This is a genomic window from Geodermatophilus nigrescens (genome assembly GCF_900129495.1).
In the GTDB taxonomy this organism is placed as follows: domain Bacteria; phylum Actinomycetota; class Actinomycetes; order Mycobacteriales; family Geodermatophilaceae; genus Geodermatophilus; species Geodermatophilus nigrescens.
On record NZ_FQVX01000003.1, the window covers coordinates 191,027 to 203,965 of the forward strand.

A 12,939-nucleotide genomic window follows, 5' to 3' on the forward strand; every position below is an offset into this window, starting at 1 on the left:
TCATCCTGCGGGCGGCCCCGCGTCGGCGTCGGGGGAGGGGGTGGCCTCGTGCCGGCGGGCGGCCAGGGGCAGCGCGTACCAGGTGACCAGCCCGACGAGGAGCACCGCGCCGCCGCCGAGCACGCCCGCCCAGCGGCCGAGGACGACGTCGAGGATGAGCAGCACCCCGGAGCTGATGGCCAGCACCAGCAGCGCCAGCCCGGCCAGCAGCATCCGGTCGGCGACGCGGATCAGCGCGGCCTTGCGGCGGCGGCGGAAGACCAGCCGGTGGAACGACACCGGCGCGATGAGCACCACGGTCGCGAGCGCGGTGGCCAGCAGGGTGACGGTGTAGACGGTCAGCTGGACGTCGTCGAGCTCGCGGAAGCGCGCGGTGAAGGCCAGGCCGAGGAGGAAGGCGAACAGCACCTGGACGCCGGTGATGGCCACCCGGAGCTCCTGCAGCAGCTCGGCGAGGTTCCGGTCGAGCAGCTGGTCGAGGGTCTCCCCGCGCTCCTGGGCGCTGCGCGCGGCCGACGGCGTGTACCGCTGCCCCGTCCCGTCGACGCTCACACGGGGTGCCCTACCCGGCCGCCGCGCGCCGCACCCGTTTCCCGAGGTCGGGAGCGAGGTACCGGCGGGGGACGCGACCGAGGAGGAACCGTGGCCGACGACGACCGGGACGCCATCCGGAAGGACTTCGACGAGGCGGTCAACATGAGCGCCTCGGAGCTGAGGAAGTGGCTGGACACCGACGAGTCGCAGGAGGTCGGCCAGAAGAGCGGCGGGTCCGGCGAGTCGACCGGGCACGAGATGGGCCGCCGCATCGTCGAGCTGCTGGGCAAGAAGAAGGGCGACCTCGACGACGACGACTACGCCGCCATGAAGAAGGTCCACGGCTACGTGCAGCGGCACATGGCGCAGGAGCCGAAGAAGGAGGACGTCGAGTCCTCGAAGTGGCGGTACTCGCTGATGAACTGGGGCCACGACCCCCTGAAGAAGTAGCCGGCGGGTGCGCATCGGCGACCCGCGGCGCAACGACCTCGCCCAGTACGACGGGCTGGCCGACCAGTGGTGGGAGGCCGCCGGCGGGTTCGCGATGCTGCACTGGCTGGCCGCCTCGCGCGCCGGGCACGTCCCACCCGCGGCCGGCCCGGACGCGCTGCTGGTCGACCTCGCCTGCGGCGGCGGGCTGATGGCGCCGCACGCCGCGCGCCTGGGCTACCGGCACGTCGGCGTCGACCTCGGCGCCGCGGGGCTCCGGGTCGCCGCGGACCACGGCGTCCTCGCGGTGCGCGGGTCGGTGCTCGCGGTGCCGCTGCGCGACGGGTGCGCCGACGTCGTCGTCGCGGGGGAGATCCTCGAGCACGTCGCCGAGCACGAGGCGGTGCTCGCCGAGGCGGCGCGGCTGCTGCGCCCCGGCGGCACGCTGGTCGTCGACGCGATCGCCGCGACCCGGCTGGCGGAGGTGGTCGCCGTCCGGATCGCCGAGCGCCTGCCCGGCGGGCCGCCGCCGGGCATCCACGATCCGGCGCTGTTCGTCGACCGGCGCCGGCTGCTCGCGGCCGCCGACCGGCTCGGCCTGGACCTGCGGCTGGTCGGCCTGCGGCCCTCGGTGCGCGACGTCGTCGCCTGGCGGCTCGGGCGCCGCGACGTCGTCCGGATGCGGCCGCTGCGCACCACCGCCGTGCTCTTCGCCGGCTACGGCCGCAAGCGGGAGGCGCCCGGGCGGCGCGGCGCCCCGCCCGCACGTACGGTCGAGAGGTGACCGCCTCCCCGACCAGCCCGTTCCCCCGGGGGCCGCGCGGGTGAGCGCCGCCGTGCTGACCGGCGCGGGCGCCGCCCTGCCGGCCACCCTCGACCAGGACGCCGCCTGGGAGGGCTTCTTCGCCCGCCACTACGACGGCGTCCGGGCGGCGAAGCGGATCTGGTCGAGCGCCGGCGTGCGCCGCCGCCACGCGGTGGCCAACCCCGTCGACGAGGACCTCAGCGGGTGGGGCACCGGCGCGCGCATGGCGCGCTACGTCCAGGAGGCGCTGCCGCTGGGCAAGCAGGCCGTGGCGACGGCGCTGGACTCCGCGGGCCTCGCCCCCGGCGACGTCGGCCTGTTCGCCGTGGCCACCTGCACCGGGTACGCCACCCCGGGGCTGGACATCCGGCTGGCCAGCGACCTCGGCATGCCGGCGGGCCTGCAGCGGCTGCTCGTGGGGCACATGGGCTGCTACGCCGCCGTCCCGGGGCTGGCGGCGGTGGGCGACTTCGTCACCGCCCGGTCCCGCCCGGCGGTGCTGCTGTGCTGCGAGCTGACCAGCCTGCACGTGCAGCCCGCCGTGCGGGACCTCGACCAGGTCGTGGCGCACGCGCTGTTCTCCGACGCCGCGGCGGCCGTCGTCGTCGAGCCCGGCGCGGGCCGCGGCCGCCGGTTGGCCGGCGTCGTCGCCCGTACGGACCCCTCGACGGCCGACCACATGACCTGGGACGTCACCGACCTCGGGTTCCGCATGGGGCTCTCGCCGCGGGTGCCCGACGTGCTCTCCCGGCACGTCGGCGACGTGGTGGCCGAGCTGCTGGACGGCGCCGGGCTGCGCGTCGAGGACGTCGCCGGCTGGGCGGTGCACCCCGGCGGCCCGCGGATCCTCGACGTGGTCCGCGACGAGCTCGGCCTGGCCGAGGAGCAGATCGCCGCCTCCCGGCGGGTGCTCGCCGAGCACGGCAACTGCTCGTCGGCGACCGTGCTCCTGGTGCTGCAGGAGCTGGCCGACGTCGACGGCCCGGTGGTCGCCATGGCCTTCGGTCCGGGGTTGACCCTGTACGCAGCGCTACTGCTGCCCGCCTAACGCGCAGGACAGCCGCCTCAGGCACTACCCTCTGTGACCGCAGTCACGGTCGGAGGGAGGGTGGTCGTGGCAGCTCCGCAGCGCCCGGTCCGCGTCTTCCTCGTCGACGACCACGAGGTGGTCCGCCGTGGCGTGGCGGAGGTCCTCGAGGACGACCCGGGGCTGGTGGTCGTCGGCGAGGCCGGCACCGTGGCGGAGGCCCTGGCGCGCGGCCCCGCCGTGCGGCCCGACGTCGCGGTCGTCGACATGCGGCTGCCCGACGGCGACGGCGCCGAGGTCGTGCGGGGCCTGCGGGACCGGCTGCCCGCCTGCCGGTTCCTGGTGCTGTCGAGCTTCGCCGAGGACGAGGCGGTGGCCGCCGCCCTCGCCGCCGGGGCCGCCGGCTACCTGGTCAAGCAGGTGCGCGGCGCGGACCTGGTCTCGGCGGTGCGCACCGTGGCGGCCGGCGGGACGCTCGCCGGCACCGGGCAGCCGCAGCGGGCGGGGACGGACCGCCGCCTGGCCGGGCTGACGGAGCAGGAGCGCACGGTGCTCGCGCTCATCGGGGAGGGGCTGACGAACCGGCAGATCGGCGCCCGGATGGGGCTGGCCGAGAAGACGGTGAAGAACTACACGAGCCACCTGCTGGCCAAGCTCGGCCTCGAGCGGCGCACCCAGGCGGCCATCCTCGCCACCGAGCTGCGCGGACCCCGTCCCGGCCGCTGACCGCCCGTGCCCTCACGCGGGGCGCGGCACCGTCCAGGTCACCTCGGTCCCGCCGGGTGCGCTGCGCACCGCCAGCCGCCCGCCGCGCCGCTGCGCACGGTCGGTGAGGTTGTCCAGGCCGCTGCGCAGGGGCACCGCGGGCAGGCCGCGGCCGTCGTCGGCCACCACGACCGTGACGTCGGCCCCGCCGGGCGGCCCGGCGTCCACCCTGACCGTGAGTCGCGAGGCCCGGGCGTGCCGGACGGCGTTGGTCACCAGCTCGCGGACCACCGCCAGCAGGTCGTGGGCCAGCGCGCCGGTCAGGCCGTCGACGTCGCCGGTCACGTCCACGCGGCAGTCCAGGCCGCTGTTCTCGGTGACCCGGGTGACGACGTCGGTCAGCCGGAGACCGAGGTGGTCGGGGGCGTCGGCGGGGTCGTGCAGCTCGAAGATGGCCGAGCGGATCTGCGTGATCGTCTCGTCGAGCTCGTCGACGCTGCGCTCGACGCGGCGGGCCGCGTAGGGGTCGGCCTCCTCCAGCGAGCGGGCGATCCGGTCCAGCGACAGCGCGGTGGCGTAGATGCGCTGGACGACGTGGTCGTGCAGGTCGCGGGCGATGCGGTCGCGGTCGGCCTGGACCTGCAGCTCGCGCTCGCGGCGCTGGCTGCGGGCGAGTTCGAGGGCGACCGTCACCTGGGTCGCGAAGGAGGTCAGGGCGTCGAGCACGTCGGCGCCGAAGGGCTCGCGGTCCTCGCCCCGCACGCACACCAGCGTCCCCAGCGACCGGCCGAGCGGGACGACCACGCCCGAGCGCGCGCCGCGGGTCAGCTCGACGGCGACCTCCGCGTGCCGCCCCCGCACCGGGTCGGCGCTCATGTCCTCGACCAGTTCGCCGACGCCGCTGCGGTGCACCCGCCCGACGTGGGTGTCCTCGAGCGGGACCCGGACGCCCTCCAGCTCGCCGGCGTACACGCCGGCGGAGGCGAGGATGGTGAGCGCGTCGGGGTCGCCCTCGCGCGCGACGAGCAGGGACGCGCCGTCGGCGCCGGTGAGCGCGACCACCTGCTGCACGATCGACTCGAGGGCCGCGACCGGCTCCGCGCCCGACAGCAGCGCGGTCGAGACCTCGACGGCCGCCTGCGTCCAGACCCGGCGCTGCTCGGCGGCCTCCGCCAGCCGCGCGTTGCCGATCGCGAGGCCCGCGGCCGCGGCTAGCGCCTGCACCGCCTCCTCGTCGGCCGCGGTGAACTCGCCGCCGTCGCGCTTCTCGGTGAGGTAGAGGTGGCCGAACACCTGCTCGCGCACGCACACCGGGACGCCCAGGAACGACGCCATCGGCGGGTGGCCGGGCGGGAAGCCGACCGAGGCGGGGTGCGCGCCCAGGTCGGCGAGCCGCAGCGGCTCCGGGCGCTCGACCAGCAGGCCGAGGATCCCCGCGCCGGCCGGGGGACGGCCGATGCCGGCCCGGACGGTGTCGTCCATGCCGACGATGACGAAGCGGTCCAGCTCGCGGCCGTCGGCGGTCAGCACGCCCATCGCGCCGTACGTGGCGTCGGCGTGGGCCACCGCCGCCTCCACGATCTCGCGGAGGGTGGCCTCCAGGTGCTCGCCGGCCGCGGCGGCGCGCACGCCGGCGGTGAGGCCGGGCTCGGGGCCCGCGGCGGTGCGGTCCGGTCGGTCCCCGGGGGGAGGCGGGGGCACGGCCCGTCCCGAGGAGGACGCAGGGGGAGTCGTCGGGGTCACGCGCCGGAGCCCGGGCGCCGGCCGGGGAAGCGCGGCGCGACCGGGCGCAGCAGGGCGCGGCCGGTGCCGTTCACGAGGACGAGGTCGCCGCCGCGTCCGGCGGTGCCCAGCGCGTCGAGCAGTGCCCGCTCGGCGACGACGGTGCGCACCCGGCCGGCGACGCCGGTCTCGGCGACGGCGCGCACCACCGCGGCGTCGGCCCGCGCCAGGGCGGCGGCGCGGCCGGCCTCCCCGGGGGCGTCGACGGCGGCGACCGCGAGCACGGTGCCCTCCCGGCGGGCGGCCTCGCGCAGCGCCCAGTTCAGCGCGCGGTCGGCGGCGGCGGTGCCGTCGACGTCGACCAGGAACGACGGGACGGGCCGGCGGGACGGCAGGGGCAGCAGCCGGATCGGCTCGAGGTGCGGATCGGCGGCCATGACCGGATCCTCACCCGCGTCCGTCCCGCCGGACAGGGACCAAGGGCCCGGTATCCGGAACCGGACCGCCCGTTCGGGTCCCGGTCACCACGGTCGTCCCGTCCTCCTCGGGCGGCCAGGTGACGGGCCGCAGTCCCGCCCGGGTCAGGACGGCGGCCAGGACGGGCGCCTGCTCCTCGCCCACCTCGGCGAGCAGCACCCCGCCCGGCGCCAGCCAGCCCGGCGCGCCCGCGGCGATGCGCCGGTGCACGTCGAGGCCGTCGTCGCCGCCGTCGAGCGCGCCGGCCGGCTCGTGCAGCCGCGCCTCGGGCGGCAGGAGGGCGAGCGCGCCGGTGGGCACGTAGGGCGCGTTGGCGACCAGGACGTCGACCCGCCCGCGCAGCCGGCCGGGCAGCGCGGCGTAGAGGTCGCCGCCGTGCACGGTCCCGCCGACGGGGTCGAGGTTGCGCCGCGCCCAGGGCAGGGCCGCCGGGTCGACGTCGGTCGCGTGCAGCTCACCGAGCTCGACGGCCTCGGCCAGCGCCCGGCCGACGGCGCCGCAGCCGCAGCACAGGTCGACGGCGACCGGCGGCCGGCCGGTCCGCGCCCGGGCGGCGCGGGCCGCACCGGCGGCCCGGGCGACGAGGGCCGCGGTGCGCTGCCGCGGTACGAACACCCCCGCGCCGACGGCGATCCGCAGGCCGCAGAACTCGACCGCGCCCAGCAGGTGCTCCAGCGGCTCCCCGGCTGCCCGGCGGGCGGCCAGCGCCTCCAGCTCGCCGGGCGTCGCCGCGGCCTCGGCGAGCAGGCGGGCCTCGTCCTCGGCGAAGACGCAGCCGGCCGCGCGCAGCCGGGCGACGAGGGCCGCGGTGCCGGCGGGGGAGAGGTGCACGGGGCCAGGCTGCCAGGGCGGCGGGCCGGGACGCCCCGTGCGCCGGGTCAGGTCGCCGCGAGGAGGCGGCGCAGCGGCGGCGGGAGGGCGCCGGGGTCCAGGTGCTCCACGAGGGCCCGCGCGTAGCGGGCCTTGCGCCCGCTGGTGGTGCCGAGCCACCGGCGCAGCTGGGCCTCCGGGGCACGGCCGCGCTGCGCCGGCTGGTTGCGGAAGGTCTCCAGCGCGCGGGCCTCCCGCTGGGCGGTCACCACCGCCTCGACGCCGGCCACCCCCAGCGCGCGGACCAGCTCCTCCTCCAGGTCGGCCACGCAGGCGAAGAACCCCCGCGCCGCCAGGTCGCCGGCGTCGGCGGCACCCAGCGCCCGCCGGAAGAACGCCTCCTCGCCGACGTCGTAGAGGCCGCGCAGGCGGTCGCCGAGACCGGCGGCGGTCAGCTCCGCCACCTGCCGGGCCACGCCCCCGGCGCCGCCCAGCGCGACGACCCGGACGCCCTCGGCGGCGAGGTCCCGCCCCAGGGCGCGGGCGGCGGCGAGCACGGCCTCCCGGTCGCTCGCGCCCTCGACCAGCACCACCGCCCGGGGGAGGGGATCGGGCGCGGTCACCCGCGGGACTGTCCCAGACGGCGCGCCGGGCGCCCAGGACGTCGAGACCGGCCGGATGGCGTCATCCCCGGGACGGAGCGGCCGACGGGGTCGCGAGGGACAGGAGGACCCCGTGGCGCTCACGCGGATGGACGACGTGCTCGTCGTCGTCGAGGACCTGGACGCGGTCATCGCGTTCCTCGTCGAGTTCGGCGCGGAGTGCGAGGACCTCCACCGGCTGTGCCACGTCCGCGACCCGGAGGGGATCGTCGTCGGACTGGCGGAGGAGCTCCGCCAGGGGAGCTGACCAGAGGGCGGGGGCTCGCCGATGACGCCGGCGGCCTCGTCCAGGCGGTCGGACCCCGAGCGATCTGTGCGCCAGGTCGCAACTACACCAAGTCGATGGGAATTGACGGGATTGGCGCCCGCGTCCTAGATTGCTGCCAGGTCCTGAGCGTCAGCGTCAAGCCCCGGCTCGCTGACCGGCAACCCTCCACTGGGACGGGGTGCCCCGGGTGACGACCTGGCGGACGCGCACCGCGCGTCCGCAAGCCCAGCCGCCCCGCAGGGGCCAGACAGAGGAGCTCAGCCGTGGCACACGGGAGCACCGGCGACGTGCGGATCTGCTCGCTCCACCTGGTCGGCCGACCGACCGTCGACCTGCACCGCACCGACAGCGCGCTCTGTCGCTGACCTCGTGACCGGCTGACCGCCGGAGATCCCCGCGCGTCCTCCCGCCTGCCGGCCCGGCAGCCGGGCGATGCCGCGCGCCCTGCCCTTCCCACGAAGGTCCGCGAGGAGCCCCGCCATGTCCGCACCACCGCTCGAGGTCGTCTCCGTCCATCCCGGGGATCCGCTGGCCGCACCCCTGTTCGCCGAGCTCGCCGTCGAGTACGACCGCCGCTACGGCGACCTCTTCGGCGGCGCCGCCGAGGAGCTCACCCGCTATCCCGACGCGGAGTTCCTGCCGCCCGACGGCGACCTGGTCCTGCTCGTCGCCGACGGCGTCCCGGTGGCCGGCGGCGCGATCCGCCGGCACGGCGATCCCGCCACCGCCGAGGTCAAGCGGATGTGGACCTCCTCGGCGCACCGCCGGCAGGGCCTGGCCCGCCGGGTGCTCGCCGAGCTCGAGGCCCGCGCGACCGCCGCCGGCTACCGCCGGATGTACCTGACCACCGGCCCGCGGCAGCCCGAGGCACGCGACCTGTACCTCTCCGCCGGATGGACGCCGCTGTTCGACCCGGCCGTCCCCCGCCCGACCGACACCGAGACCCTGCGCCGCCTGCCGGTGGCCGAGCGCCTGTACGCCTTCGAGAGGTCCCTGGGAGGACCCGCATGACCTCGCTCGCCTCCCGTCCCGAGACCGCGGCTCCGCCGGCCGGGACGCCCTACGACCGGCTGAGGGTGGTGCCCGCACGGCACCCCGGCCGCTGGGTGGCCACCGCCGTCGTCGCGGTCCTGCTGGCCATGGCCGTCAACTCACTGGTCACCAACCCGCGGTGGGAGTGGGACGTCGTCGCGGCCTACCTCACCGAGGAGTCGATCGTCCGCGGCGTGTGGACGACGGTGCAGCTCACGCTGATCACCGCCGTCCTCGGCTTCGCGCTCGGCACGGTGCTCGCGCTCATGCGGCTGTCGCGCTCGCCGTTGCTGCAGGCGGTGAGCTGGGGCTACACTTGGGTGTTCCGCTCCGTGCCGCTGATCCTGCAGCTGCTGCTCTGGTACAACCTCGCCTACCTGTACCAGTCGCTGGACTTCGGCATCCCGTTCGGTCCGTCGTTCGCCAGCGTCGAGACGCTGTCGCTGATCGACAAGTTCGGCGCCGCCATCCTGGGCCTCGGCCTGCACCAGGCCGCCTACTCGGCCGAGATCGTCCGGGCCGGCATCCTCTCGGTCGACCAGGGACAGCTCGAGGCAGCGGCGTCGCTGGGCATCCCGCGCCGCCGGCAGACCACCCGCATCGTGCTGCCGCAGGCGATGCGCTCCATCGTGCCGACGGCGGTCAACGAGGTGATCGGCCTGTTCAAGGGCACCTCGATCGTCTACGTGCTGGCGCTGGGCGAGCTGTTCTACACGGTGAGCGTCATCTACGGCCGCACGCAGCGGGTGCTGCCGATGCTCGTCGTCGCGGCGGTCTGGTACGTCGTCCTCACCACCGTGGTGACGGTCATCCAGTACTACGTCGAGCGGCACTACGCCCGCGGCGCGGTTCGCACGCTGCCCCCGACGCCGCTGCAGCGGTTGCGGGGCAACCTCACCGCCGGTCTGGCCCGCGTCCGCACCGCCCGCGAGGTGGCCCGGTGACCACCGTGGCCGTCCGCCCGGGGCGGGTCGAGGTGCACGGGGTGAGCAAGTCCTACGGCGGCGTCGAGGTGCTGCACGACGTCGACCTGGTGGTGGAGCCCGGGACGGTCACCGTCGTCCTGGGGCCCTCGGGATCGGGCAAGTCGACGCTGCTGCGCTGCCTCAACCACCTGGAGAAGGTCGACCGCGGGTTCGTCGCCCTCGACGGCGAGCTGGTCGGCTACCGGCGGCGCGGGGACACCCTGCACGAGCTCAAGGAGAAGGAGCTCCTGCGCCAGCGCACCCGCTTCGGGTTCGTCTTCCAGTCGTTCAACCTCTTCCCCCACCTGACGGCGCTGGAGAACGTCGTCGAGGCGCCCGTGTCGGCCCAGGGCCGGCCGCGCGCCCAGGTGGAGGCCGAGGCGCGGGTGCTGCTGGACCGGGTCGGCCTGGCCGACCGCGCCGGCGCCTACCCGCGGCAGCTGTCCGGCGGCCAGCAGCAGCGTGTCGCCATCGCCCGGGCCCTCGCCATGCGCCCGGCGGTGCTGCTGTTCGACGAGCCGACGTCGGCGCTGGACCCGGAGCTCGTCGGCGAGGTGCTCGGCGTCATCGAGGACCTCGCCCGCGACGGCACCACGATGGTCGTCGTCACCCACGAGATCGGCTTCGCGCGCAAGGCCGCCGACCAGGTGGTGTTCATGGACGCCGGCCGGGTCGTCGAGTCCGGGCCGCCGGACCAGGTCCTCGACGCGCCCCGGCACGACCGGACCCGCGCCTTCCTCGCCCGCGTCCTCTGACGAAGGACCCTGCTGCCCCCCACGCCTCGCAGGCTCGGCGTGGGTCCCTGCACCAGGGCCGTTCCATCCCGTCACCACCCGGACGGCGCCCGTGCGCGCCGCCCGCCGGTGGCGCGCGCCCGCGTGCCGCCGTCCCCCCACCAGAAGGAGACCCCTCCCGTGACCGTCCGGACCCCGCGGGCCCTGCTCGCCACCGCCCTGACCGCCGCCTCGGTGCTGGCGCTGGGCGCGTGCAGCAGCGCGAGCGAGATCGAGGCGCAGGCCCGCGCCGACGAGGGCGGCAGCGCCCTGACCGTCGACACCGGCGCCGACCAGGACCGCATCCGCACCGAGCCGAGCCCCGAGGCCATCGCCCTGCTGCCCGACGGCGCCTTCCCCGACGGCGTACTGCGGGTGTCGGTCACCCCGGGCGCCGTGCCGCTGGCCTTCCTCGCCGACGACAACCAGACCGTCATCGGCTCTGAGACCGACATCGCCCAGCTCGTCGCCGACGCCCTCGACCTGGAACTCGAGCTCGTCGCCAACGACTGGTCGAACTGGCCGCTGGCCACGCAGTCCGGCGACGTCGACGCCACCATCTCCAACGTCACGGTGACCGAGGAGCGCAAGCAGCTGTTCGACTTCTCCTCCTACCGCGTCGACCAGCTCGGCTGGCTGGTGCGCGCCGACAGCGACCTGTCGGTGGAGTCCGCCGAGGACGTCGCCGGGCTGACCGTCGGCGTCGGCTCGGGCACCAACCAGGAGCAGATCCTGCTGGCCTGGGACGAGGCGAACCGCGCCGCGGGCCTGGAGCCGGTGACCATCGACTACTACGAGTCCTACAACGACGCCGTCCTCGCCCTGCAGTCCGGCCGGCTCGACGTCTACGTCGGCCCGAACGCCACCGCCGCCTACAGCGCGGCCACCTCTCCCGACGACGTCCGGGTCGCCGGCCTCACCAACGGCGGCTGGCCGGACACCGCGGAGATCGCCGTCGCCACCGCCCGGGGCAACGGCCTGGCCGAGGCGTTCACCGCCGCCCTCGACGCCGCGATCGCCGACGGCAGCTACGCGCAGGTGCTCGAGCGCTGGGGCCTGACGTCGGAGGCCGTCGACGACGCCGAGACCAACCCGCCGGGCCTGGGCGCCTGAGCGGCCGATCCGAGAACCGAGGAGATCCCCGTGTCCCGCACCGTCCTCCGCCCCCGCCGGCCGGCCGCCATCGTCGCGCTGGGCGCGGCGCTGGCCCTGTCGGCCTGCACCAGCTCGGCCGAGATCGAGGCCGACCAGCGCGCCGGGTCGGCGTCCGACGCCGCCTCGGAGGCGGCCGGCAGCACTCCGCTGTCGGTCGACACCAGCCCCGAGCAGGCCGACCGGGTGCGCACCGACGAGGCCCCTGACGCCGCCGCGCTGGTCCCGGCCGACATCGGCGAGGACGGCGTGCTCACCGTCGGCGTGAACGGCAGCGGCGAGCCGCCGCTGGGCTTCCTCGCCGACGACAACGCCACCGTCGTCGGTAGCGAGGTCGACGTCGCCCAGCTCGTCGCCGACGCCCTCGGTCTCGAGCTCGAGGTGGTGAACACCTCCTGGGAGCAGTGGCCCCTGGGCGTGCAGAGCGGCGACCTCGAGGCGGTGTTCAGCAACGTCGGCGTCAACGCCGAACGGCTGCAGCTGTTCGACTTCGCCACCTACCGCCAGGGGATCATGGCGTTCACCGCCCGCACCGGCAGCGGCCTCACCATCGAGGAGCCGGCCGACATCGCGGGACTGACGCTCGCCGTGGGCTCGGGGACCAACCAGGAGCGGATCCTGCTCGACTGGACCGCCCAGAACGAGGCCGCAGGCCTCGAGCCCGCGACCCTGGAGTACTACGCGGTGGCCTCGGACGCGCTGCTCGGGGTGCAGTCCGGGCGGATCGACGCCTACCTCGGCCCCAACCCCAACGCCGTCTACCAGGAGAGCGTCAACGCCGAGGTGGAGGTCGTCGGCACCGTCAACGCGGGCTGGCCGAACACCACCTACGTCGCGGCGACCACCCTCAAGGGCAACGGGCTGGTCGAGGCGTTCGAGGCCGCACTGCAGCACGCCTTCGACGACGGCAGCTACGCCGCGACGCTGGAGCGGTGGGGGCTGTCGGACGAGGCGGTCGACGAGCCGGTCGTCAACCCGCCGGTCGGGTCGTGACCTCCGTGGGCATCCCCCGCTCCACCGACGTCGTCGTGGTCGGCGGCGGGGCGACGGGTTCGGCGGCCGCCTGGTGGCTGGCCCGCCGCGGCGTCGGCGTCGTCCTGCTCGAGCGGGTCGGCCCCGGGTACCGCCCCGGCACCCCACGCGGCCGCGTCGACCCGGCGCTGGTCGCCGAGGGGCGCCGGCTGTGGGCCGAACTCGGACAGGAGGCGGGACAGCAGATGGACCCCGGGACCGCGGTGACCGTGCTGCAGGACGCGGCCGCCGCGCACGGCGCCGTCATCGGCCACCACCGCCGGGTCACCGCGGTGCTGCCCGACGGTGACGGCGTCCGGGCGCGCCAGGCCGCAGGCGCCGACGTGCACGCCCGCGTCGCGGTCGTCACCGCGGGCGACCGGACACCCGCCCTGCTCGGGCCTGGGTTCCTCCTGCCCGACCGCGTCTCCCCGGTCGTTCTCCGTCGGGTCGTCGTCGGCCCAGCCGGCGGCTGCGGCCTCGTCGGCGCCCCTGCCGTCGGCCGGGTGCTCGCCGACCTCGCGCTGGGGCAGCCCGGCATCCCCGTCCCGGCCCTCACCGCCTGAG

At 76.4% G+C, this 12,939-nt stretch carries 16 protein-coding genes and 1 riboswitch; of the genes, 11 read left to right on the forward strand and 5 right to left on the reverse strand.

Annotated elements, in window-relative coordinates:
• Window positions 1–552 (reverse strand): DUF6328 family protein, encoded by a 552-nt coding sequence (locus BUE37_RS14560; RefSeq protein WP_073421001.1) that lies wholly within the window; start codon window positions 550–552, stop codon window positions 1–3.
• A gap of 90 nt (window positions 553–642) precedes the next feature.
• Between BUE37_RS14560 and BUE37_RS14565 the strand changes: the two genes are divergently transcribed.
• The 4 genes from BUE37_RS14565 to BUE37_RS14580 all read left to right on the forward strand — a co-directional run bounded on the left by BUE37_RS14565 (window position 643) and on the right by BUE37_RS14580 (window position 3,521).
• A complete protein-coding gene (locus tag BUE37_RS14565; protein ID WP_073421002.1) occupies window positions 643–984 on the forward strand; it encodes a DUF3140 domain-containing protein in 342 nt (113 codons plus the stop codon).
• Window positions 985–991: 7 nt separating this feature from the next.
• On the forward strand, window positions 992–1,747 hold the full coding sequence (locus BUE37_RS14570; RefSeq protein ID WP_245794616.1) for a methyltransferase domain-containing protein: 756 nt from the start codon (window positions 992–994) through the stop codon (window positions 1,745–1,747).
• 40 nt (window positions 1,748–1,787) lie between these two features.
• Window positions 1,788–2,816 (forward strand): type III polyketide synthase, encoded by a 1,029-nt coding sequence (locus tag BUE37_RS14575; protein ID WP_073421003.1) that lies wholly within the window; start codon window positions 1,788–1,790, stop codon window positions 2,814–2,816.
• A 66-nt stretch (window positions 2,817–2,882) separates the two neighbouring features.
• Entirely contained in the window at window positions 2,883–3,521 is a 639-nt protein-coding gene (locus BUE37_RS14580; RefSeq protein ID WP_139252995.1) for a response regulator, read from the forward strand.
• 12 nt (window positions 3,522–3,533) lie between these two features.
• On the opposite strand, the gene BUE37_RS14585 is transcribed toward BUE37_RS14580, so the two are convergent.
• The 4 genes from BUE37_RS14585 to BUE37_RS14600 are packed head-to-tail and all read right to left on the reverse strand — an operon-like array spanning window position 3,534 to window position 7,132.
• Window positions 3,534–5,201: a GAF domain-containing sensor histidine kinase gene (locus BUE37_RS14585; protein WP_073421006.1), complete on the reverse strand. Its 1,668-nt coding sequence runs from the start codon at window positions 5,199–5,201 to the stop codon at window positions 3,534–3,536.
• A 38-nt stretch (window positions 5,202–5,239) separates the two neighbouring features.
• Window positions 5,240–5,659, reverse strand: coding sequence for a hypothetical protein (locus BUE37_RS14590; RefSeq protein WP_073421007.1), 420 nt, complete (start codon window positions 5,657–5,659; stop codon window positions 5,240–5,242).
• A 10-nt stretch (window positions 5,660–5,669) separates the two neighbouring features.
• Entirely contained in the window at window positions 5,670–6,530 is an 861-nt protein-coding gene (locus tag BUE37_RS14595) for a putative protein N(5)-glutamine methyltransferase (RefSeq protein WP_073421008.1), read from the reverse strand.
• A gap of 47 nt (window positions 6,531–6,577) precedes the next feature.
• Window positions 6,578–7,132 carry a TOPRIM nucleotidyl transferase/hydrolase domain-containing protein gene (locus BUE37_RS14600; protein ID WP_139252996.1) on the reverse strand — a complete coding sequence of 185 codons (555 nt, stop codon included), beginning with the start codon at window positions 7,130–7,132 and terminating at the stop codon, window positions 6,578–6,580.
• 112 nt (window positions 7,133–7,244) lie between these two features.
• Between BUE37_RS14600 and BUE37_RS23915 the strand changes: the two genes are divergently transcribed.
• The 7 genes from BUE37_RS23915 (at window position 7,245) to BUE37_RS24220 (ending at window position 12,938) form a co-directional block, all read left to right on the forward strand.
• Window positions 7,245–7,418, forward strand: a complete 174-nt coding sequence (locus tag BUE37_RS23915; RefSeq protein ID WP_175562897.1) for a VOC family protein — start codon at window positions 7,245–7,247, stop codon at window positions 7,416–7,418.
• Window positions 7,419–7,557: 139 nt separating this feature from the next.
• Window positions 7,558–7,671: riboswitch (SAM riboswitch) on the forward strand.
• A gap of 248 nt (window positions 7,672–7,919) precedes the next feature.
• Complete coding sequence (locus BUE37_RS14605) at window positions 7,920–8,450, forward strand: GNAT family N-acetyltransferase (protein ID WP_073421009.1); 531 nt, start codon at window positions 7,920–7,922, stop codon at window positions 8,448–8,450.
• Window positions 8,447–9,415, forward strand: a complete 969-nt coding sequence (locus BUE37_RS14610) for an amino acid ABC transporter permease (RefSeq protein WP_073421010.1) — start codon at window positions 8,447–8,449, stop codon at window positions 9,413–9,415. Before BUE37_RS14605 ends, BUE37_RS14610 begins: the two co-directional genes overlap by 4 nt.
• Window positions 9,412–10,191 carry an amino acid ABC transporter ATP-binding protein gene (locus BUE37_RS14615; protein ID WP_073421011.1) on the forward strand — a complete coding sequence of 260 codons (780 nt, stop codon included), beginning with the start codon at window positions 9,412–9,414 and terminating at the stop codon, window positions 10,189–10,191. The genes BUE37_RS14610 and BUE37_RS14615 overlap by 4 nt, the downstream gene beginning before the upstream one ends.
• Before the next feature lie 159 nt (window positions 10,192–10,350).
• Window positions 10,351–11,322 carry an ABC transporter substrate-binding protein gene (locus BUE37_RS14620; protein WP_073421012.1) on the forward strand — a complete coding sequence of 324 codons (972 nt, stop codon included), beginning with the start codon at window positions 10,351–10,353 and terminating at the stop codon, window positions 11,320–11,322.
• Between the two features lie 30 nt (window positions 11,323–11,352).
• The gene (locus BUE37_RS14625) at window positions 11,353–12,354 is read left to right on the forward strand and encodes an ABC transporter substrate-binding protein (protein ID WP_073421013.1); all 1,002 of its coding nucleotides are present in this window, start codon (window positions 11,353–11,355) and stop codon (window positions 12,352–12,354) included.
• Window positions 12,351–12,938, forward strand: coding sequence for an FAD-dependent oxidoreductase (locus BUE37_RS24220; RefSeq protein WP_073421014.1), 588 nt, complete (start codon window positions 12,351–12,353; stop codon window positions 12,936–12,938). The genes BUE37_RS14625 and BUE37_RS24220 overlap by 4 nt, the downstream gene beginning before the upstream one ends.
• Window position 12,939 lies beyond the last annotated feature (1 nt).

What these genes read in the sequence shown, in the direction of transcription:
- BUE37_RS14590 (WP_073421007.1), bottom strand. Translation starts at nt 5,659, where the DNA reads ATGGCCGCCGATCCGCACCTCGAGCCGATCCGGCTGCTGCCCCTGCCG.
- BUE37_RS14605 (WP_073421009.1), top strand. Translation starts at nt 7,920, where the DNA reads ATGTCCGCACCACCGCTCGAGGTCGTCTCCGTCCATCCCGGGGATCCG.
- BUE37_RS14610 (WP_073421010.1), top strand. Translation starts at nt 8,447, where the DNA reads ATGACCTCGCTCGCCTCCCGTCCCGAGACCGCGGCTCCGCCGGCCGGG.